The organism is Halomonas lysinitropha (assembly GCF_902500215.1).
GTDB lineage: Bacteria > Pseudomonadota > Gammaproteobacteria > Pseudomonadales > Halomonadaceae > Halomonas > Halomonas lysinitropha.
Map to the genome: position 1 here is coordinate 94,459 of NZ_CABVOU010000039.1, position 21,208 is coordinate 115,666.

At 64.6% G+C, this 21,208-nt stretch carries 20 protein-coding genes; 5 read left to right on the forward strand and 15 right to left on the reverse strand.

Going from position 1 to position 21,208, the window contains the following annotated elements; genetic code table 11:
• Window positions 1-8 precede the first annotated feature (8 nt).
• The gene (locus tag HALO32_RS12025; protein ID WP_151444116.1) at window positions 9-1,808 is read right to left on the reverse strand and encodes an ABC transporter transmembrane domain-containing protein; all 1,800 of its coding nucleotides are present in this window, start codon (window positions 1,806-1,808) and stop codon (window positions 9-11) included.
• Between the two features lie 12 nt (window positions 1,809-1,820).
• Window positions 1,821-4,085, reverse strand: a complete 2,265-nt coding sequence (locus HALO32_RS12030; RefSeq protein ID WP_192576493.1) for a bifunctional diguanylate cyclase/phosphodiesterase — start codon at window positions 4,083-4,085, stop codon at window positions 1,821-1,823.
• A 194-nt stretch (window positions 4,086-4,279) separates the two neighbouring features.
• Here HALO32_RS12030 and trxC point away from each other — a divergent pair, with 194 nt between their 5' ends.
• The gene (gene trxC / locus HALO32_RS12035; RefSeq protein ID WP_151444118.1) at window positions 4,280-4,717 is read left to right on the forward strand and encodes a thioredoxin TrxC; all 438 of its coding nucleotides are present in this window, start codon (window positions 4,280-4,282) and stop codon (window positions 4,715-4,717) included.
• 95 nt (window positions 4,718-4,812) lie between these two features.
• Here the strand turns inward: trxC and HALO32_RS12040 are convergent, their stop codons facing one another.
• The 5 genes from HALO32_RS12040 to HALO32_RS12060 form a co-directional block, all read right to left on the reverse strand.
• Entirely contained in the window at window positions 4,813-5,397 is a 585-nt protein-coding gene (locus HALO32_RS12040; RefSeq protein WP_151444119.1) for an NAD(P)H-dependent oxidoreductase, read from the reverse strand.
• A 132-nt stretch (window positions 5,398-5,529) separates the two neighbouring features.
• Window positions 5,530-6,537, reverse strand: a complete 1,008-nt coding sequence (gene yejK, locus HALO32_RS12045; RefSeq protein WP_151444120.1) for a nucleoid-associated protein YejK — start codon at window positions 6,535-6,537, stop codon at window positions 5,530-5,532.
• Window positions 6,538-6,610: 73 nt separating this feature from the next.
• Window positions 6,611-7,693, reverse strand: coding sequence for a response regulator (locus tag HALO32_RS12050; RefSeq protein WP_151444121.1), 1,083 nt, complete (start codon window positions 7,691-7,693; stop codon window positions 6,611-6,613).
• On the reverse strand, window positions 7,680-9,113 hold the full coding sequence (locus HALO32_RS12055) for a sensor histidine kinase (protein WP_192576494.1): 1,434 nt from the start codon (window positions 9,111-9,113) through the stop codon (window positions 7,680-7,682). The genes HALO32_RS12050 and HALO32_RS12055 overlap by 14 nt, the downstream gene beginning before the upstream one ends.
• Window positions 9,113-9,628: a molybdopterin-dependent oxidoreductase gene (locus tag HALO32_RS12060; RefSeq protein WP_225809975.1), complete on the reverse strand. Its 516-nt coding sequence runs from the start codon at window positions 9,626-9,628 to the stop codon at window positions 9,113-9,115. Before HALO32_RS12060 ends, HALO32_RS12055 begins: the two co-directional genes overlap by 1 nt.
• Window positions 9,629-9,801: 173 nt before the next feature.
• On the opposite strand from HALO32_RS12060, the gene HALO32_RS12065 reads away from it, so the two are divergent.
• Both HALO32_RS12065 and HALO32_RS12070 read left to right on the forward strand, forming a co-directional pair.
• Window positions 9,802-10,803 carry a hypothetical protein gene (locus HALO32_RS12065; RefSeq protein WP_151444122.1) on the forward strand — a complete coding sequence of 334 codons (1,002 nt, stop codon included), beginning with the start codon at window positions 9,802-9,804 and terminating at the stop codon, window positions 10,801-10,803.
• A gap of 30 nt (window positions 10,804-10,833) precedes the next feature.
• A complete protein-coding gene (locus HALO32_RS12070; RefSeq protein WP_225809977.1) occupies window positions 10,834-11,832 on the forward strand; it encodes a hypothetical protein in 999 nt (332 codons plus the stop codon).
• Window positions 11,833-12,192: 360 nt separating this feature from the next.
• Here HALO32_RS12070 and HALO32_RS12075 read toward each other — a convergent pair whose 3' ends face one another.
• The 7 genes from HALO32_RS12075 to HALO32_RS12105 all read right to left on the reverse strand — a co-directional run bounded on the left by HALO32_RS12075 (window position 12,193) and on the right by HALO32_RS12105 (window position 18,956).
• Complete coding sequence (locus HALO32_RS12075; protein WP_151444123.1) at window positions 12,193-14,457, reverse strand: vWA domain-containing protein; 2,265 nt, start codon at window positions 14,455-14,457, stop codon at window positions 12,193-12,195.
• Between the two features lie 138 nt (window positions 14,458-14,595).
• On the reverse strand, window positions 14,596-15,357 hold the full coding sequence (locus tag HALO32_RS12080) for an ABC transporter permease (protein WP_151444124.1): 762 nt from the start codon (window positions 15,355-15,357) through the stop codon (window positions 14,596-14,598).
• Window positions 15,354-16,277, reverse strand: coding sequence for an ABC transporter ATP-binding protein (locus HALO32_RS12085; RefSeq protein WP_151444552.1), 924 nt, complete (start codon window positions 16,275-16,277; stop codon window positions 15,354-15,356). Before HALO32_RS12085 ends, HALO32_RS12080 begins: the two co-directional genes overlap by 4 nt.
• 7 nt (window positions 16,278-16,284) lie before the next feature.
• The gene (locus HALO32_RS12090) at window positions 16,285-16,491 is read right to left on the reverse strand and encodes a DUF6494 family protein (protein WP_151444125.1); all 207 of its coding nucleotides are present in this window, start codon (window positions 16,489-16,491) and stop codon (window positions 16,285-16,287) included.
• A gap of 127 nt (window positions 16,492-16,618) precedes the next feature.
• A complete protein-coding gene (locus HALO32_RS12095) occupies window positions 16,619-16,897 on the reverse strand; it encodes a peptidylprolyl isomerase (RefSeq protein WP_151444126.1) in 279 nt (92 codons plus the stop codon).
• Between the two features lie 211 nt (window positions 16,898-17,108).
• Window positions 17,109-18,047 (reverse strand): carbon-nitrogen hydrolase family protein, encoded by a 939-nt coding sequence (locus HALO32_RS12100; protein WP_151444127.1) that lies wholly within the window; start codon window positions 18,045-18,047, stop codon window positions 17,109-17,111.
• Window positions 18,048-18,089: 42 nt separating this feature from the next.
• Window positions 18,090-18,956 carry a class I SAM-dependent methyltransferase gene (locus tag HALO32_RS12105; RefSeq protein WP_151444128.1) on the reverse strand — a complete coding sequence of 289 codons (867 nt, stop codon included), beginning with the start codon at window positions 18,954-18,956 and terminating at the stop codon, window positions 18,090-18,092.
• Between the two features lie 117 nt (window positions 18,957-19,073).
• Between HALO32_RS12105 and HALO32_RS12110 the strand changes: the two genes are divergently transcribed.
• Window positions 19,074-19,982: a LysR family transcriptional regulator gene (locus HALO32_RS12110; RefSeq protein WP_151444129.1), complete on the forward strand. Its 909-nt coding sequence runs from the start codon at window positions 19,074-19,076 to the stop codon at window positions 19,980-19,982.
• A gap of 53 nt (window positions 19,983-20,035) precedes the next feature.
• Here the strand turns inward: HALO32_RS12110 and HALO32_RS12115 are convergent, their stop codons facing one another.
• Window positions 20,036-20,410 carry a hypothetical protein gene (locus tag HALO32_RS12115; protein ID WP_151444130.1) on the reverse strand — a complete coding sequence of 125 codons (375 nt, stop codon included), beginning with the start codon at window positions 20,408-20,410 and terminating at the stop codon, window positions 20,036-20,038.
• A gap of 374 nt (window positions 20,411-20,784) precedes the next feature.
• Between HALO32_RS12115 and HALO32_RS18135 the strand changes: the two genes are divergently transcribed.
• A complete protein-coding gene (locus tag HALO32_RS18135; protein ID WP_225809979.1) occupies window positions 20,785-21,207 on the forward strand; it encodes a type I restriction-modification system subunit M N-terminal domain-containing protein in 423 nt (140 codons plus the stop codon).
• Window position 21,208: the final 1 nt, after the last annotated feature.

Here is a 21,208-nt window from a genome sequence, read left to right on the forward strand (position 1 = left end):
AGGGCGAGTCAGGGCGGAGCGGGAGTGCCGCGGGTGGCGGCCCCCGGATGGCGCCCGAACTGCAGCTCGGCAAGATGACGGTAGAGCGGGCTCGATTCGAGCAGTTCATCGTGGCGACCGCTGGCCACCAGACGGCCCTGGTCCAGCACCAGCAGACGGTCGGCAGCGACTACGGTGGCCAGTCGGTGAGCGATCACCAGGCTGGTGCGGCCCTGCATCAGGCGGTCGAGGGCCTGCTGCACCAGTTGCTCGCTTTCGGCATCCAGGGCGCTGGTCGCCTCATCGAGCAGCAGCACCCGGGGCTCCTTTAGCAGCGCCCGGGCGATGGCCAGGCGCTGGCGCTGCCCGCCGGAAAGCTGAACACCGCCAGGGCCGAGCGGGGTATCCAGGCCCAGCGGTAGGGCCTCGAGGAAGTCCAGGGCGTTGGCATCCCGGGCCGCCGTTCGGAGTTCCTCAAGGCTCGCGTCGGGTTTGCCAAAACGCAGGTTCTCGGCGGCGCTGCCGGTGAACAGCGTGGGCTGCTGGGCTACCAGTCCTAGCGCCGAGCGCAGTTCGCGAGGGTCCAGGTCGCGCAGGTCGATGCCGTCCAGCCGCAGAGTGCCCCGGTCCGGGTCGTGGAAGCGCAGCAGCAGGGCGAGCAGGGTGCTCTTGCCGGCTCCGGAGGGGCCTACCAGCGCCACCCGCTCGCCGGGGCGGACATGCAGGTCGAGTTCTGCCAGGGCGGCTTGGGTCCGGCCCGGATAGGTGAAGTCCACGCCTTCCAGACGGATATCGCCCTTCACCGGCTCGGGCAGGGGCACCGGGGCAGCCGGCGCTTGAATGGCCGGCCGGGTATCCAGCAACTCAAGCAGACGCTCGGCGGCGCCGGCAGCCCGCTGGACGTCTCCGGCGACCTCGGCCAGGGTGGCCACGGCCCCGGCCGCCAGCACCGCATAGAAGACGAAGGCCGAGAGCTCGCCGCCGGTCATGGTGCCGGCGAGGACCGCCTGGCCACCCTGCCAGAGCATTACCCCCACGGCGGCGAAGACCACCAGCATGGCGATGCCGGTCAACCAGGCGCGTTGCCGGGTGCGCTCCACGGCACTGGTGAAGGCCTCTTCCACCCGCCGGCCATAGTCCCGGCGCTCGATGTCCTCGTGATGGAAGGCCTGGACGGTACGAATCCCCGCCAGGGCCTCGCCGGCATAGCGACCCAGCTCCGCCACCCGGTCCTGGCTGAAGCGGGAGAGTCGGCGTACCCGGCGGCCATACCAGAGGATGGGCAGCACCGTGGCGGGAATGCCCAGCAGCACGATGGCCGAGAGCCAGGGCTGGGTCACCAGCATCAGGATCACCGACCCCACCAGCATCAGGAGGTTGCGCACCGCCAGCGACAGGGAGGAGCCGAAGAGGGTCTGCAGCACGCTGGTGTCCGCCGTCAAGCGCGAGGTGATCTCGCCGGCCCCGCCGCCTTCCCCGTCGCTGGCCTCGAAGAATCCGGGCTCGAGATCCAGCAGATGGTCGAAGACCCGGCGTCGCAGGTCCCCGGCCAGGCGCTCACCGATCCAGGTGACCAGGTAGTAGCGCAGCGCCGAGGCCATCGCCAGGACGCTGACCACCACCAGCAGCATCCCCAGTGCCTGGTTGAGCCTGGCGCGGTCCGCCGCCAGGAAGCCCTGGTCGATGACCAGCCGCAGGCCCTGGCCCAGCACCAGTACGCTGGACGCCGCCAGCAGCAGGGCGACGCCCGCCAGCACCAGCCGCCAGCGATAGGGGCGCAGCAGGCCGAGCAGGCGCAGCAGGATTCGTGGATCGGGGCGTGGAGTCATTCGGGGCTCGTATCAGGAGGGCGCGGGAGTCGCTCCGGCACCGTCACGCAGGAAGTCGGTACATTCCCGGGCCGCCATCGGCCTGGCGAAGAGATAGCCTTGTCCTGCATCGCATTCCAGGGAGTGCAGGTAGCGGGCCTGCTCCTGGGTCTCGACCCCCTCGGCCAGTACCTCGAATCCCAGGCGTTTGCCCATGCTGATGATGGCGCCGGCGATGGCGGCATTTTCCTGGTCGAGGGGCAGGCCCTGAATAAAGGATTGATCGATCTTCAGACGGTAGATGGGGAGCTTCTTGAGATGACTCAGGCTCGAATAGCCGGTACCAAAGTCGTCGATGGAAAGTCTGACACCCAGCGAGCGCAAGGCTTCCAGGGTCTGCATCACCCGGTCGAGGTCTTGCATGAACACGCTCTCGGTCACTTCGAGTTCGAGATGACACGCCGACAGTCCACTTCTGGACAAGGCGTCGGTGACTCGTTCGATAAAATCCGGCTGACGGAACTGGTGCATGGAGACATTCACCGCCATGGGGCCGTCGATGAGGCCCTCGGCTATCCAGGCAGCTTGCTGTTGGCAGGCGGTCTCGAGGACCCAGGCCCCGATCGGCACGATCAACCCGCTGTTTTCCGCCATGGGAATGAACTGATCGGGCGGAATCAGCCCCAGGGTCGGGTGTTGCCAGCGGGCCAGGGCTTCCAGGCCGATGACGAGCCGGTTAGTGAACGCGAACTGCGGCTGGTAGTTCAGGAACAATTGGCCTCGCTCGATGGCACGACGCAGGTCAATCTCCAGCATCAGGCGTTCGCGTATTCGCTCGTTCATGGCCGGGGAGTAGAACTGGTAGCGATTGCGCCCCAGGTCCTTGGCCACGTACATGGCCGCATCGGCATTGCGCAACAGTGAGTCGGCATCCGTCCCATCCTCGGGGTAGCAGGCGATGCCGATGCTGCCGCTCAATACCATCTCCCTGTCGCCGAGAGAGAAGGGCGTGATCAGAGTGTCCAGCAGTTTCCTGGCCACCGGAACGGCCGTTTCGGGTGAACCGATATTCGGCAGGACGATGAGAAACTCATCTCCCCCCTGGCGACTCAGGGTATCCGAGGCGCGGACGCAAGCTTTCAGGCGCTGCGCCGCCTGGTGTAACACCTGGTCACCGAGTTCGTGCCCCATGAGGTCGTTCACCTGCTTGAAGCGATCGAGATCCAGAAACATCAGCGCCAGTGACGTACCGTCACGCTCTGCCTGAGCGATGGCCAAGTTGAGTCGATCGGTGAGCAGCAGGCGGTTCGGCAAGCCGGTCAGGGCGTCGTGTTGGGCGAGATAGGCCAGCTGGGCTTCATTGCGTTTGCGTTCGGTGACGTCTCTGATGAGCATGCTGGTACGCACTTCACCGCTGTGCGTCTGGAAGACCGAGGTGGACAGCTCCGCCGGGAAGCGTTCCCCGTCGTAGCGCCGCATGGTCAATTCACCGCTGAAGCTGCCGGTTCGCCTTCGCTCCTCGACGGCAGCCGTTACCCTCGGGTCAGCGGTATCGACCAGGCCATTGCGTCCCAGGCGCAGGATGTCACTCTCGGTGCAACCGAAGATTCTGCAAGCGGCCGGATTGGCAGCGAGGATTCGCCCGTCGGGGGCCGTCAGAAGAATGGCATCCCGGGAGTGTTCGACGATGCTGCGGTATCTATCCTCGCTGTCACGAAGGCGATCCTCGGCCTCTTGTCTAGCCGCCTCCAGGGCGAATCTGCCGAGCCCGAAACTGATCACGGCGGCGATCTCGCCCAGCAGTTCACGTGTCGCCGCGTCGAAAGCATTCTGCTGGGTCAGGTAGAGGTTGAGGGCGCCGACGACGTGGCCGTTGCTGGTGAGTGGCAGGGAGGCGGAGGCGCTCCAGCCGAATCTCTCGCCTAAGGCATGCCACTGTGCTGTCCTGGGGTCTCGCATGAAGTTGTCACACCAGACCGGATGCCCCTCGCGAAGGGCCGTTCCAGTCGGACCCCGGCCATTGGGGTCCTCGGCATCCGGTGAAATCTGCACGCTTTCCAGATACTCCACCCCTCGGCCGAAGCGTTCAGCTACCCTGATGGTTCCGGTCTCCGGATCGATTGTCGCCACCCAGGCCATGGCCAGCTCGCCGGCGTCCACGGCAATCTGACAGGCCGAGGCCAGCAAATCGGACTCGCTGGCCGATTCGAGAACGGCCTGGTTACAGCGGCTGAGGGTCAGGTAGAGTCGACTGAGTCGATGGATCTTGGCATGGGCAATATCGATATCAGTCGTCATATGGTTCGTTCCCCTGGCGAGTCCAGGACAGAGGCGAAGCGGTTTTCGGCATTTCGGCATGCCGGGGCAAGCGATGCGACAAGTGTCTCATCTTGGCGAAGTGTGTGCATGTTCGTGATTGACGCAATTCCCCTTGAAGCGGCCGGTGGTCGGAATCATATTGCGATCTACACCCCTCCTTGAAAGGACGTCCCGTGTCAGATTCCGTGATTCTTGGCTGCCCCCATTGCAGCGCCATCAACCGCGTCAGTCGTGCTCGTCTCGACGATGGCCCGACCTGCGGCAAGTGCAAGCAGCATCTCTTCACCGGGGAGCCGGTACCACTCACCAGCGGCAATTTCCACGCCCTGGTGGAGCGAAGCGAATTACCGGTGGTCGTGGATTTCTGGGCCAGCTGGTGCGGGCCTTGCAAGATGATGGCACCGATATTCGCCGAGTCCGCTCGCGAGCTTGAGCCTCGCCTGCGCTTCGCCAAGCTCGATACCGAGGCCGAACAGGCGCTGGCGGCACGTTTCGGCATCCGCAGCATTCCTACCCTGATCGTCTTCAGGAACGGTCGGGAAGTCGCCCGCCAGCCAGGAGTGCTGCAGGGGCCGCAGTTGAGGCAGTGGCTCGAACCGCACCTGGCGTGAAGGCCATCGGTATCCTGGTGGCAGGGTGGGGGCGCAAGGCTACAGGCGATTGCTTGCAGGGTGAGTATCAGCCACGCACCGGAAAGGGGGAGTGGCTATTCGGCCTTGGCACCCAGCTTCTCCAGGCGGGTGAACCACTTGCGGCAGTCGTCCGCGTTGAGCGTTTCCACCGACCCGATCAGTGTTTCGCGTACCGGTGCGAAGCCCACGAATCCCAGGATATTGCGTTCCAGCGACCTCACGCTGTGGGCGCGATAGAGATGGCGGTAGATCGCGGCCGGCATGCCCATGGTCACCACGACGCGCGCCGAGCGTCCCTTCAGCCCCTTGCGGCCCAGCGGGTTACCTTCCTGGTACTCGAAGGCGAAGTGGGGCCGCATCACCTGCTCGAGAAATCCCTTCACCAGAGCCGGCATGTCACCGAGCCACAGCGGGAAGAACAGTACCAGGTGCTCGCACCAGCGGATGGCGTCGGCTGCCTCCTCGAGGGAGGCTGGCATGCGCCCTTCCTGCCAGGCCTGCTGGCTGCGCAGCAGCGGGAAGTCCAGGTCGGCGATCCGCACGGTGCGAATCTCGTGCCCCGCGGTCTCCGCGCCTAGGCGGTAGTGCTCGGCCAGAACATGCAGCAGGTGAGCGAGCGTGGCATCGGGGTGGCCCTGAAGGATCAGGATGCGGCTCATGATGTGTCTCTCGTGGCGGCGTGAGTCAGGGCCATAGCATAGCCGAACGGATGCCCGTGGATCACGACACAGCGGCCATTGCGGCCCTTTGCGCCGCTGCCAGCGCCTGGCAGCAGCGCCCTGCTGGGGCAGTCAGCTCTGCCGCTTGAGCTGTTCGCGCAGCTGCCTGGGCACCTGCTTGATGATCAGGCGGTCCCGGTCCTCGTCGTACTCCACGCCCGAGCCGAGCAAGTGGGAGTCGAAGCTGATCGAAACCCCACCGGCGCGCCCGGTGAAGCGGCGAAACTGATTGAGTGTGCGCCGATCCGGCGGAATCTCTGCGGAGAGGCCGTAGTCGGCGTTGCGGATATGGTCATAGAAGGCCTTCGGCTGCTGCTCGTCGAGTACTTCCGAGAGCGCTTCCACGGTCATCGGTTCGCCGCGGCGTGCCTGGTCGCTGGCGTAGTCGATCAGCGCATCGGTCTTCTCGCGGCTGGCTTCCTCGGGGAGATCCTCCTGCTCGACATAGTCGCTGAAGGCCTTGAGCAGGGTGCGGGTCTCGCCGCTGGCGTCGACGCCCTCCTCGGCGCCGAGCAGGGCAGCGAAGCCCTCGGCGAGCTTCTTGCCGCCGCGGTCGCGGGTCCAGGAGAGGTACTGTCTCGAATCGCCGGCTTGCCACTGGTTGAGGTTGAGGCGCGCGGCCAGGCTCATCTGGGTCAGGTTGAGCTGGCGCGCCGATACCACCTGCAACGCCTCGTCGATGGCGAACCCCGCCCGGTGGTGCAGCAGCGCGAAGCTCAGGAAGCGGGCGTCGCCGACCTCGTGGTGGAGCACCAGGAGGTCGCCGGAGAGCGACAGGTGGGCGCCGACCAGTGTGGCGATGCGCTGTGCCAGATCGCGGGAGAAGGCGACGAAGTCGCGGCTGCCCTCGAGGTAACCCGCCAGTTCGCTGGCGAAAGGCGAGCTCACCTCGCCCTCGGGCGTCGTCTCGGCGAAGTGGCCCCAGGCCTTGGGCTTGGCATTGAAGGCATCGTTGAAGCCGGCCAGCAGGTCGTCCAGGGCCGGAGAGGAGGGCAGGGGGGAGGTGGCGGGCACCAGACTCATCGGCGCCTCCCCGGCGGCCTTCTCGATGCGATGAACGATGGCGTTGAGAATCGGCATGGCGCCTCCCGCGGTGATGGACGAGGGCCAGGATGATACCCGCAGGGAGGCGCCGCCGATAGGCGCGCTGCCGTCACCGCCCTTCCAGGCAGGCGGTCATCGAGCCGGCCAGCAGCAGGGCGATCAGGTCGGCCTGACGATGCGTCTCGGTCTTCTGGAAGAGGTTGCGCAGATGGAAGGCGACGGTGGTAGGCGAGATACCCATCCGCGCGGCGATCTCCTCGGTACGCAAGCCTTCCAGCAGCGCCATGGCGATACGGGTCTCGGTCGGCGTCAGCCCGAAGAGACTGGCCAGCACGCCTTCGGGCAAGGGAGGTCGCTGGTCGGGTGCGGAGAGCAGCACGACCACGCTGGTATCATCCTGCTCGGCGCTGGCTCCCAGCCCCATGGCACATACCATCACCAGCAGTCCGTGATCGCCCGGACGGTGCGGCAGGCGCAGCGAATAGACGGGTTCCTCGCCACGCTGACTGGCCTGGGAAGCATCCGCGATGGCCTTGCGTAACGGGCGTGACTCGCTGCCCCTGGCCGAGAGGGTATCGTTCAGCAGCAAGGCATCCGCTTCCTCGATCAGACGATGGGCACGCTGGTTGGCGAAGGTGACATGCCCCTGGCCATCGATCAGCACCATGCCGGGCGCCACCAGGTCCAGCGCCCGCGTCGCCGAGCGAAAGGCCTGGCGCGAGGCCTCGTGTCGCAGGCCGGCCATGGCCTGACGCAGCTCCTGCAGTTCATGGTTCGATTTTGCCCGCATGCGCCTGACCTGGCGCAGGCGGGCCTCCACCGTGGCCAGCAGCAGGTCGAAATCGATGGGCTTGACCAGGTAGTCATCGGCGCCGCAGCGCTTGCCATCGACGATGTCGCGTGGATCCGAGAGCGCGGTCAGGAAGATGAAGGGGGTGTCGGCCAGATAAGGCCGACGCTCGCGCACTTCTTTCAGTACGTCGTAGCCATTGAGGCCGGGCATGTTGATATCGCAGAGGATGAGATCCGGTGCGCTGGCCTCTATCTGCTGCAGCGTCGCCTCGCCGTCTGAGGCCTCGAGTACCGCATAGCCGGCTTCCCTGAGTTCCTCGCAGATGTCGGTGCGCAGGTCCTCCTGGTCCTCGGCGCAGAGGATCAGCGGTGGCTGATGGGAGCGTTCAAGATGAGGCATCGGGCCTCTCCTCCTGGTCGGCGGCGGGCAGCCGCAGGGTGAATACGGACCCTTCCCCGGGGGTGGCGCTCACTTCCAGGTCACCCTGCTGGATGCGTGCCAGGTGACGGGCGATGTTCAGCCCCAGGCCGATGCCATCCTTGCCTGCCGCATTGCTGCCACGAAAGAAGCGTTCGAAGAGTCGGGCCTGCTCGTCGCCGGGAATGCCCGGGCCGCCATCCGCTACCCGGCACACCGCCTCATCGCCTTCCCTCGCCGTGGTAATGCAAACGGGTTTGTCGGCGGGAGAGTATTTGAGGGCATTGGAGATCAGGTTGGCCAGCACCTGCTCGGTGAGGGCGCGGTCACACCAGGCCAGGGCCTCGGGGCTGCCATGCGACGTGGTCAACCGTGCGACGCCTTTCGCCTCCTCCTGCAGGCGACACAGGTGATCGACGATGGACACCAGCGAATGGCGAGTCGGGTTGGCCTCGACCTGCTGGCCATCGAGTCGCGCCGCAGTCAGCGAGGACTCCACCAGGCGAGTCATTTGTTCCACCGCTTCGCGCAGCCGCTGATAGCGCTCGCTGCGCTGCTCGGCGGTGAAGTGTCGATCGCGGCGCAGCAGGCGCTGCAGTCCGGAGTCGATCACTGCCAGCGGGGTACGGAACTGGTGCGAAACCATGGCCGCGAAGCTGCGGTAGAACTCGCTGACACCGCGTTCACGATTCAAGGCGCTGGCCAGGGCATCGGCGGTTTCCTTGTAGCGGCTGGTGTGCCTGGCGATCTCTCCCTCCAGCTGATCGCGGTGTGCCGTCAATGCCTGCTGGGCGATGCGGCGCTGGCCAAGGGCATGGATGAGCAGCAGCATCAGGGCGAGGCCGCTCAGGGTGATGCCGATGACGGAACCGATGACCTGCAACAGGCTGCTGCGGTAGGTATCGAGACGGGCACCGGTGCTTTCCCACTCGGCCATCATGACGGCATTGGCGATGCGATTGAGGCGGTCCATGAGGCCATCGAGGTGTGGCATCAGGGTGGCGGGACGAAACCGCGACTCGCCTTCGTTGTCGTCGACGGTTGCCAGCAGGGCCTGGAGATCATCGAGCGCCGCATCCAGCGGGCTCTCCAGCCCTTGAGAAGCGAGGTAGCGGCGCTGGGGTCCGTCGTCCATCAGCGTCAGGCGACTGGCGAGGATATCCAGGCGCAGTTCGGGGTCCGAGCCCCGGTGGCCCATTGCGCGTCGGCTCACGGCCTGGTCCAGCCGGTGACTGGCGACCTGTGCCTGAGTGACCACCCACAGCATGTTCTCGTCGACGTTGTCGCGCATGTCCTTCTCGACCTGGAACAGACGAACGAGCGCAAAGGCCAGGAAGGCGGAAAACGCCAGGATGGCCAGGCTGGATACCAGGTAGGCGGGGAAGGGACGCAGCCTGGGCATTACTCGATCTCGAGTCGGTGAAGTTGCCAAACCCAGCGGTAGTCGTAGCGAATGTCCTGGAGCTCGGCATGGTCGTCGCGCGGATAGACGATCCATAAGGGGCCCTTGTCGCGACGGGTCAGCCGCTGCCCGTCCATATGCGTGGCCAGGATGACGTCGTAGTCGTAAAAGTCCTGCAAGGGAATCTCGACGACGTAGTCATTCAGTGCCAGGGCAATGGCGGTCTCCCCGCTGGCGCCGAGCCGCTCCAGCAGATCACGCATCAGGAAGCCTTCGAAGTGGTTCACGCCGTCGGTCACTGAGGTGGACGTGGTCAGTTCATGACCCGGCAGGGGCTCCAGCAGGTCCAGATCCAGGTGGGCCTCTGCACCCCGGTTGGTGGCGGCTATCTGTCCGCTGACGACCAGCTTGACCGCTCCCTCGGGAGCCGGAAGCGTCGCGGCGTCAGCTTGGGCCAGAACCGGTCCCGAAAGCAGCAACGTGGCCAGCACAAGGCAGTGCCTGATCAGCATCATGTCTCTCCCGCTGTTCACAATGTTGAGGTCTCTTCGCCAAGGTCATGCCAGTGGCTACTGATCCTAGCCTCCAGCTTGCGCGCCTACCCCCTTCAAATGAAGGGGGCCGGCGTCAGGGCAAGACGCTATGTTGTCGGGCAGGCATTCAGTCAAGGACATGGGGAGTACACGCCATGACAACCGGCACCTTGCGCCAACCCGGCATCAAGGAACGCGTCGAGCAACTCGGCTATCTGCTCAAGCATACCTTCAGCCTCGTGGGACGTGACCCGGGTATTCTGCGCCCCTGGATTCGCATGTCTCTCTATGCCGTGGTGATGGTCAGCCTGTTCTTCTACAGTGTGATCAGCATCTGGGGGAACAATGGCGGCACCTTGCCGCTGCTGTTGAGCCTGGGGATGTTCGTCTACAAGTACTTCTATTACACACGCCAGGAGCTGCGACAGAGCTGGCTGGTGACCGAGGCACTGCAGGGCCACCAACGCTCCGCCGCGGACGCCAAGGCCAGGATCAAGACGCTGAAGGGAAGCGCGAGAAAGATCGCCCTGCTGGATATGATGCTCAGCGGCATGCTCAGCTGGACATTGCGCTCAGGGCCCGTCGGCGCCCTGATGTCGCTGCTGCTGAAGGGCCTGCGTGAGGTCTGGGACCTGGTCAACCACTACCTGTTGCCCTCGGTGGTGGTTGACGGCCATGGTATCCGCGAAAGCGTGTCACGCATGGGTCGTCTCAGGGAGAGCGTGCCGGAGACGCTGGTGGGTGTGTTCGGGATCGATGTGGCGTCGCGTGCCGTGGGAACCATCATGTTTCCCGTCTTCGCCGTGACGCTGCTATTGGGGCTGGTGGTGGGCATCTGGGTGGGCGAGAGCCTGCCGGCCTTCCTGCTGGGCGACCCCCTGGCGGGTACCGCTCTGGCCGGTGCCGGCCCGCTTCCGGAAACGCTGCCCATCTCCGCGCTGCCGATTCTTGTCGCCGTGTGGATCGCCAAGCTGTTCAGCGTGGTGCTGGAGCGCATGACTACTTCGGTGAAGGTGATCTACTTCTCGATCTTCTACATGCGGATCACTCATGCGGACGATATCGTCGAGGATATTCGCGCCGAACTGGAGGCTTTTCTGCGCATGGAAGCCAGTGATCCTGATCCGGTGGCATCACCCGGAACCCAGAATGGGTAACGGTAAGCGGGTAACTGAAGAGGAAGTCAGATGATGTGGGATTTTCGGATCGGACAGGCACTGGGGCTCATGCTTCGCACGCTGCCCTTCATTCTCTTTCGACTGGTCGTCTATTTTGGCGTGGCGCTGGCCTACGTACTGATGAGCGGCGTGGGGGCCGGCATCGGCTGGGGCATCGGTGGCCTGGGTGACGAGGGATTTCGCGCCGCCAGCACCTTCTGGGGAGGCGCCATCGGGTTCGGTATCGTGGGCGCGGTGATGTATGTATTGCGCGAGTATCTGCTCTATGTCGTCAAGGCGGGGCATATTGCCGTACTGGTGGAGCTGCTCGACGGCCAGACGCTGCCCGAGGGGCGCGGTCAGATCGATCATGCGCAGACGGTGGTCCGAGAGCGTTTCGGCCAGGCCAGCCTGCTGTTCGGTATCGACCAGTTGATCAAGGGGGTGCTGCGCACCATCACCGGCCTCATGCGCGGGGTCTTCGGGCTGCTGCCGATTCCCGGCGCGCGGCAGTTCATTCGCCTCCTCGAGGCCATCCTGAAGATAGCCGTCGGGTTCATCGACGAGGTGATCCTGGCCTACTGCATCAAGACGCGCTCCGACAATGCCTGGGCATCCTCCCGTGATGCCCTCGTGCTATACGGCCAGAATGCCAAGCCGATGCTCAAGAACGCTGCCTGGCTGGCGCTGATCGTCTACGGTCTCTCGTTGCTGGTGTTTTTGATCATGCTGGCTCCAGCAGCCCTGGTGGCCTACCTGATTCCCGGTGGCTGGTCCGCCACCGGGGTGATCGTGGCGCTGCTCTTCGCCTGGAGCGTCAAGGTGGCACTGCTGGAACCCTTCGCCATTACCTGCATGATGCAGGCCTATTTCAAGACCATCGAGGGGCAGCAACCCGATCCCGAATGGGAGGCCAAGCTCGACGGCATGTCGAAGAAGTTCCGCAAGCTCAAACAGAAGGCGGCTGAATCCACTGAGCGCCCTTCATCCGGGAAAGCCGGGGCCTCACCGGCCGATTCTCGAGCCTGATGGGTGGCCGCATCCTGATGCAGGTCAACGGGCAGGTGCTGGATTCCCAGGCGCCTGCCGTGGAACTGCTCAAGGCGTGGGACCTGGAGGCCGTGCGGGAGCAGGCCGCTAGTTGAGTTCTGATCGTGACATTTTTCGCGACATCGGCGGCATGTTCATGGAAGCGCTCGGTGGCCAGCCCCCTCGGGTCAGACCCCGGCCACACTGCCAGGCCTCTCATGGTGCACCTCGGTGCACCTCCCCGGCGGTTTACCCCTCCGCCGGGGTCTGACCCACGGGGTCTCCCAGCCTCGGGGCCCGGCATGCTACAAGCGAACAGCGGCGAGGCCCAGGCCTCGCCGCTTTCGTTCAGCGAGTCCGTTACTCCAGGCTGAAGCTAATCCGCTCGAGTACCTCACCGCTGTCCGAGGCCTTGTAGCGGACCTCGTAGTCGCCGGCTGAGCTGGGAGCGAAGAGCTGCACGGGGCTGCCCTGGCTGGCCCGGGCCTCACGGATGGCGTCGGCATCGGCGGCACTGCCCGCCTCGACGATCTGGATGTAATCCTCGTAACGTCCCGGCCCTTGCCAGTTGATCGTGACCACGCCGCCGGCCTCGGGGGTGCCCTCGATGGCCAGGCTGACCTCACCGGCCCCCACGCTGACCGGCTCGCTGGCCAGGGTCCTTCCCGATTGCTGGATCACGTAGCGGACCTCGTAGTCACCCGGCTCTGTCGGGGCATCCAGGGTGACCGGCGAACCTCTGCTGGTACGCACATAGTCGGTATGGCTGCCTTCCGGTGCCCCGGCCTCGACGATGGTGATGTAATCCCGGGGGTTGTCGGGGCCCACCCACTCCACCTGGAATTCGCCGCTCGGCACGATGGGCTCGTTGACCATCAATTGCGCCGTGGCGGGAACCAGGCTGATCGGCTGGCTGGCCAGGGTACGCCCTGACTGCTGAAGCACGTAGCGGATCTCGTGGTTGCCCAGGGCATCCGGGGCGGTGATGGTCAGCGGCGACCCCCGGCTGGTGCGGGTGTAGTCGAGGTAGCTGCCCTCGGGGGCCCCGGCCTCGACGATGGTGATGTAGTCCCGAGGATTGTCGGGGCCTTCCCACTCGACCTCGATCACCGAGCCCGCGACGGCTTCCTCGGGCGCCGTGACACTGGCGGATGCCGGAATGAGAGTGATCGGCTGGCTGGCCAGGGTACGCCCGGACTGCTGGAGCACGTAGCGGATCTCGTGGTTCCCCAGGGCATCCGGGGCGGTAATGGTCAGCGGTGAACCCCGGCTGGTGCGGGTGTAGTCGAGGTAGCTGCCCTCGGGGGCTCCGGCCTCCACGATGGTGATGTAGTCCCGGGGGTTGTCAGGGCCTTCCCACTCGATCTCGATCACCGAGCCCGCAACGGCCTCCTCGGGCGCGGTGACGTCGGCAGATGCCGGGATCAGGTTGATGGGATGGCTGGCCAGGGTACGTCCGGACTGCTGGAGCACGTAGCGGATCTCGTGGTTGCCCAGGGCATCCGGGGCGGTGATCGTCAGCGGCGACCCCCGGCTGGTGCGGGTGTAGTCGAGGTAGCTGCCCTCGGGCGCCCCGGCCTCGACGATGGTGACGTAGTCCCGGGGATTGTCGGGGCCCTGCCACTCGACCTCGATCTGCGAGCCCGTCACGACCTCCTCGGGGGCGGAGAGGCTGGCTTCCACCGGTGTCAGGGTGATGGGGTGGCTGGCCAGGGTCTCGCCACTCTGCTGGTGCACGTAGCGGATCTCGTGGTTGCCCAGGGCATCCGGGGCGGTGATGGTCAGCGGCGATCCCCGGCTGGTGCGGGTGTAGTCGAGGTAGCTGCCCGCTGGAGCCCCGGCCTCGACGATGGTCACGTAGTCCCGGTCGTCATCGGGTCCCGTCCAGGCGACCTCGATGACGGAGCCCGCCGGCGCCTCGTCGGGAGCGGTCAGCTCGGCGGCGGGGGGAGGTGCCGGTTCGGGTTCCGGCTCGGGTTCCGGAGCGGGTTCCGCGGCGGCCTGCTCCACCTGGCTCAGGGCGCTAGCCAGCTCGGCGCCGGAGTTGGTCTGGAAGAGCTCTCCACCGGTCTGCTCGGTCACGCAGGAAAGCTGCTGGACCTCGCTGTCGGTAAGCCCGAAGCCGACCACATGGGCGCGAATCGCCAGTCCCTGTTCCGCCAGCCGCGCCGCTTCGGCGCAGGGGTCGCCGTCGCAGGTCTCCAACCCGTCGGTCACCAGGATGATGTCGGCGGCCTCGGCAGGGCGGGGAATCTGCTCGGCGGCGAGACGCAGGCTGTCGGCGATCGGTGTCATGCCCTGGGGATTGAGGGCACGTATCTGGTCCGCCAAGGTATCGGCATCCTGGAGCTCCATGGCGGCAATGACCTCGATATCCCCGCAATCGCCCCGGCGGTTGTGGCCATAGGCCAGCACGCTCAGGGGCACCTCGGGATCGCGATCCTGGAGATACTCGTCGATCACGTCACGGGCGACCTCGATGCGCGTGATGTCGCCCTCCATGCGATTCCACATGGAGCCGGAGGCATCGAGCACCATGACCCCTACGCGTTCGGCCATGGCAGGAGTGGCGCCCAGCAGCAACATTGCGGGGAGCAGGGAAACGGATCGGCTCAAGCGGGCCATGCAGCACCTCCAGATTGCTAAGCATCAAGGCACAGCATAGCCAAGGGCGGTGTCAGCGTGCCCCCTTCATTTCGAGGGGGCAGAGGAAGGGCTCTAGTGGAGAGTATCGCTTCAGCAATTCCGGGATCGAGTTGGCTTTTACGGTTTGAGCCGGTAGCCGCTCTTGAAGATCCAGCGCAGCACCGCCAGCGCCGACCCCAGGAACAGCAGGATCACCAGCAGGCTGACCAACGGGCTGACGTCGCTGATGCCGTAGAAGCTCCAGCGGAAGCCGCTGATCAGGTAGACCACCGGGTTGGCCAGGGTCACCGTCTGCCAGAAGGGCGGCAGCATGTCGATGGAGTAGAAGGTGCCGCCGAGGAAGGTCAGCGGTGTGATCACCAGCAGCGGCACCAGCTGCAGTTTCTCGAAGCCGTCGGCCCAGATGCCAATGATGAAGCCCAGCATGCTGAAGGTGGTGGCGGTGAGTACCAGAAAGACCAGCATCATCAGGGGGTGCTCGATGGAATAGGGCACGAAGAGCCGCGCCGTGGCCAGCACGATCAATCCCAGGACCATCGACTTGGTAGCAGCCGCGCCGACATAGCCGATCACCACCTCGACATAGGACATCGGCGCCGAGAGGATCTCGTAGATCGAGCCCGAGAAGCGCGGAAAAAAGATGCCGAAGGAGGCGTTGGCCACGCTCTGGGTCAGCAGCATCAGCATGATAAGGCCCGGCACGATGAAGGCCCCGTAGCTGACGCCATCCACCTCGCTGATCCGGGTGCCGATGGCCGCCCCGAATACCACGAAGTAGAGTGAGGTGGAGATCACCGGCGAGACGATGCTCTGCAGCACGGTGCGCAGGCTGCGCGCCATCTCGGCGAGGTAGAGGGTTTTCACGGATTGCAGGTTCATGCGCGCTCCTGGACCAGGCTGACGAAGATATCCTCCAGGGAACTCTGGCGGGTGTGCAGGTCCTTGACCCGCAGTCCCACTGCCTCGAGGTCGGCCAGCAGCCCCGAGATCGACGAGCCCCCTTCCTGGCGGGCGGCATCGTAGCTGTAGACCAGCGCATGGCCCTCGTTGGCGAGTTCCAGGCCGTGGCCCGCCAGCGACTCGGGTACGGCCTCCAGCGGCTCCTGCAGGTGCAGGGTCAGCTCCTTGCTGCCGAGCTTGCGCATCAGCGCGTGGGTGTTCTCTACCAGCACGATCTCCCCGCGGCGGATCACGCCGATGCGGTCGGCCATCTCCTCGGCCTCTTCGATGTAGTGGGTGGTGAGGATGATGGTCACGCCCTGATCGCGCAGGCTGCGCACCACCTCCCACATCTCGCGGCGCAGCTCCACGTCCACACCGGCGGTGGGTTCGTCCAGGAACAGCACCTGAGGCTCGTGAGACAGCGCCTTGGCGATCAGCACCCGGCGCTTCATGCCGCCGGAGAGCTCCAGCAGCCGGCTGTCGCGCTTCTCCCACAGGGTCAGGGAACGCAACACCTTCTCGATATGTGCCGGGTCTTGTGGCTTGCCGAACAGCCCACGACTGAAGCTAACCGTGTCCCACACCGTGGTGAAGGCCTCGTTGGTCAGCTCCTGGGGCACCAGGCCGATCAGTTCCCGTGCGGCGCGGTAGTCGTCGACGTTGTCGTGGCCATCCACCAGCACCCGGCCGCGGCTGGCGTTGACCAGCCCGCAGATCACGCTGATCAGGGTCGTCTTGCCTGCGCCATTGGGGCCGAGCAGGGCGAAGATCTCGCCCCGCTGGATGCTGAGGTCGACATCCACCAACGCCTTGAAGCCATCCGAGAAGGTCTTCGAGAGCCCCTCGACCCGGATCATTGGCGCGTCACTCAAGGGTGATGTCTCCGTCGAAATCGAGCGCCAGGCTCAGGCCATCCACCTCCACGGTGACCCGGGCCGGCAGCCGCTCGTCACCCTTGAGGTGCCCGTCGGCAAGCGCTTGTTGCACCGCCTTCTCGATCTCCTGCTGGGTGGTGACGCCCACGTTTTTCAGCAGTTTGCGGATGCTGTGTTGAAAGGCCTCGTCGTTCATCGCGGCTCCTCCTGTGGTGATCGCTGGGGTTCCTAGTCTAACGCGACTGGCGGGGTGATACAGGGGTTGTACAAGAAAAACCGTGCATGGTGGCCATGCACGGCATCGACTCCAACGCGACGGGTGCTCAGTTGCGGTCGGTGATCTCCAGCAGGTGGTAGCCGAACTGGGTCTTCACCGGGCCGTGCACCTTGCCCACGTCACCCTCGAACACCACCTTGTCGAACTCCGGCACCATCTGGCCCGGGCCGAAGGTGCCGAGCTCGCCGCCCTGCTTGCCGGAAGGGCAGGAAGAGTGCTCGCGTGCGACCTCGGCGAAGTCGCGTCCGCCCTCGATCTCCGACTTGAGTTCGTTACACTTCGCTTCGCTGTCCACTAGGATATGACGTGCGCTTGCCTTGGCCATGTTGCTCTCCTCGAAGGTCGGCAGGGATGCCGGTTGATATCCCCGGGAGCATACCATGCCATCCCCCGCCCTTTCCCGGGAGAAGCCTGCTTTGCGAGGCGGGCCTTGTGGGAGATTCCATGTTGCCCTTCAAGTGTTCATGAGGCTTGGAGGAGCGCAACCAGTTCCAGCGCGGCTACAGCCCTGGCCTGAGTGGCCGGGGGCTCCGATGCTATTCATTGAACTCGACCGGGCGCTGGGCCCGCGTGTTGACCTGCAGCGTGAAGATGTCCGGACGCGCATAGTGCCCGACGATGTCGAGGCTGCGCCTGGCGGCAGCCACCTGGCGGATATCGATATCGGCGAGCAGCAGGCCGGTCTCCTGATGCAGCGGGCCGGCCACAATGTCGCCGGTGGGCGAGATGACCACGGAATCGCCCTGGTTGATCCATTCGTCCGCATCGGGATAGAGCCGCTCGATCTCGGGGAAGTCGGCGGGAAGGTCCTGCCTGTGCAGCACGACACCCGCACCCAGCACCCAGCAGCCGCCTTCCCGGGCGATATGCTGGAGGCTGCGGATCCACTTCTCGCCACTGTCGTAGGTCGGTGCGATGTAGAGGTCGATGCCTTGGGCGTAGAGGGCATAGCGGGCCAGGGGCATGAAGTTTTCCCAGCACATCAGCGCCCCCACCCGGCCCACCGGGGTGTCGACGACCTTGAGCCCGCGGGCATCGCCGAAGCCCCAGACCATGCGCTCCGGGTTGGTGGGCATCAGCTTGCGATGGCAGTTCTGCACTCGACCCTCGGGGCTGATGGTCAGCACGGCGCTGTAGAGGGTGGCGCGGCTGGCATCCTCGTCACGCGCCTCTATCCCGCAGACGATGGTCACCTGCCTCTCCCTCGCTACCTCGAGCAGGGGGGTCAATTGCCCGGATTCGAGCTGCACGGCGTTGTCCAGCAGGCGTGCGTGCAGCTGCTCCGACAACCCCCAGTCACCCCCTGGCTTCAGCCGCCAGATCCAGGCAGGATAGCCCGGGATGTAGGTCTCCGGGAAGACCACGAGCTCGGCGCCCTGGTCGGCGGCTTTGAGCACCTGCTCTGCCGCCCTTTCGATGGTCCTTTCCCGATCGAGAAAGACCGGCGGTTCCTGAACGATGGCTATCGTGGTCATGACGCTCTCCCCATGGCGAATCATTGACTGGCTCGGAAAATCCTACCTGGTGGCCGCGGCTACCAGCATTTCGCAGGGCCCTTCGAACTTCCCATCCTGTTCGAACTGGCTCAGCGCCTCCTCGATCTCCGCCCAGGCATCATCCTGTTCGACGGCCGAGAGGCCACTCAGCATCTGGTGCAGGGCTCCGAAGGATTCCTGCTCGAACTGCATGCACTCGAGGGCCGATTCCATCCGTAGGGGTGCCGGTACCCGGGCGATCTCGATGTCGTGGAAGCCGGCTTCCTCGAGGCGCTGGGACAGGACGTCCGGGTCACCCAGGCTGAAGGGTCCCGGTTGGCCGGGCAGCGGTGGGGGCAGGGCGGCGCGACGGCGAATGATGCCGACGGGAATGGAGAAGAAGGGATTGGCCGGTGCATCGGCATAGACCATGGCGCCGACTCGTCCGCCGGGCTTCAGGCAACGGCGCATCCCCTTCAGCGCCTTCAGCTGGTCGGGAAAGTAGATCAACCCCACCCGGGAAATGACCGCATCGAAGGGTTCGTCCTGCAAGTCGTCAAGCATCTCTCCGTCGACGACCCGGGTGTCGATATGGGTATAGCCGGCCCGGATGGCATTGACGGCTGCCAGAGTCAGGATTCCCTCGGAGAGATCGGTGGCAAGGATATACCCTTCGGGGCCCACGCGGCGTGCTACGGCCAGTGTCTGTTCGCCGGCACCGGCCGCGACATCCAGCACACGTCTTCCTCGCGATACGTCGGTCATGTCCAGCATCAGCTCGGTGGCCGGCCCCAACCAGCGGTTCAGCAAGCCTCCCCACTGGTCCCAGGCCTGGGCAGCGTTATCCCACTGTTTCCGGGTGGTTTCCTTGAAGGCAATGGGATCGAATTCTTTCGCGATAACGGTCATGGCGGCTCTCCTTATAGGCAATTATTTGCTTGTTCGAAGAGTAGGCGGGGGCTACTGTTGTCTCAATCGCGATAAATCGACACCGGATTGGCAAAAATGCACATGCCGGGGGTTCTCATGCACTGGGATGACCTGCGGATATTTTTGACCGTCGCCCGAGAGGGTTCCATCAGTGGTGCTGCCAGGCGGCTGAACGTGCAGCATTCGACGGTTTCCCGCCGGTTGCTGGTGCTGGAGAAGAGCCTGGGAACCCGGCTGCTGAACAGGAAGAAATCAGGCTACGAGTTGACCTCGGCCGGCGAGGAACTCAAGCACTCCGCTACCCGCATGGAAATGGAGATCTTCGATTTCGAAGGCACCATGGGCAACCAGGATTGTCTGCTCGCGGGGGAGTTGCATGTCTCGGCCATCAACAACATGGCCTCCACGGTACTCATGCCGATGTTCGCGAGTTTCAGCATCAAGAATCCGCATATCCAGCTGCACATCGAAGTTTCCAACAAGTATGTCAGCCTCGCCGAGCGCCAGGCCGATATCGCCATCCGCCTGACCAATGATCCGGTCGACACCCTGATCGGCGCCCGGCTGACAACCATCGCCTCCACCGTCTATGGCGGCAGCGCTTACCTGCAACAGCTGCGCGGCTCGGGCGAATCGCCCCGCTGGCTGGGGGTGGAGTGTTGCGGCTTTCACCATGACTGGACACACAAGGCCTGCCCGGATCACTCCTACAGCTTCTTCGTCGATGACACCCTGCTCACCGTCGCCGCCCTGGAGCAGGGGCTGGGGCTGGCCTACCTGCCCTGCTTCATGGGCGACAGCAACGCCGCCCTGGAGCGCTTCTGTGACCCCGATCCGCTGCTCGACCTCGGCCTCTGGCTCCTCTACCACCCCGATTTGAGGCACGCCCGGCGCGTCGTTGCCTTCCGCGAGCATATGCTGAGCCAGATAGAGGCGCAGTTTGCACTGTTCGAGGGCCGCCTTCCGCGGATGGACATGAAAGCCCCGGCGCAGGGGCCGGGGTAGGGGACTTGAAGACCGGGGAATCATTCGCTGGGTTTATTGGAACGGCTGGAGTTCTACTCTTGTACGGGAGCCGCGATTCGGCGGCTTTTATCGAGCTTGACGCCGACGGGGTTGTTGCCCAGTCGCATCCCGGTGGGGTTGTTATCGACGCCGATGACAGTGCCCACATCCCCCTTGCCTCCGCCAATCCCGCCACCCCCGGAAGCGTTTATACCGCCATGTCCATCACAGATGGTTGAAGTCGGGAAGAAGGTTAAAAATAGGGTGCCGTCCATACACTCTATTCTGTACTCCGTCCTCGGTTCATCTATCAGTCCCTGTTCCATGGCTGCCTGGGGTGAAAGGGCATGGCTGGACATGGATACCCCCAGCATGAGCGTGGTAAACAGTAGCGCCGTTGCCTGAGCCTTGTGGTTGAATATTGTCATTTTTATTGCTCCCGATTGGGGTTCTGGTTGTGAAAGAGCCTGGAGGGTAGAGCCATACACCAGACTTGAGCTTAGTTCGTTTGCTTCCCTGATGGGTCGTTACTCGTCAGGTTTCGGTTCACATCTTTTTTCGCGAGAATCGATTTTTTCTGGGCCCGGGTGCTGGAGAGGCCGGTTACGCTGCCCAATCTATCCGGTCTTGCCTTGCGCGGCCCTATTCACAGCGGGTCTTCTTGGGAGCGCTGCTGCAGCGCGAACCGGTCTCGTAGGAGCACTGCTTGCAGCGCGATATTCTCCTTCACCGGCAGTTGGCGCCTCCCGATGCCGCGGCGTAGCATTACTCCCACGTTTTTTCGCAAGGACCCGCGACCCCCATGTTCGAGCAGACCTTCAAGAACATCGACGATGTGCTCTGGAAAGAGGCCGGCTGCGCCACCGAGCTGGACTACACCGAACAGACCTCCTGGTTGCTCTTCCTCAAGTACCTGGACGACCTCGAGCAGCGGCGCGCCATGAACGCCACCCTGGCCGGCAAGGCCTTCGACTTCATCATCGATACGCCCTACCAGTGGTCCACCTGGGCCGCACCCCGCAAGCGCGACGGCGGCCTGGACCACGACAGCGCCCTGACCGGCGACGACCTGCTGGATTTCGTCAATCGCGACCTCTTCCCCTACCTGCAGGGCTTCCGCGAGCGCGCCAGCGGGCCGGATACTATCGAATACAAGATCGGCGAGATCTTCTCGGAGGTGCGCAACAAGTTCCAGAGCGGCTACAGCCTGCGCGATGCCCTGTAAC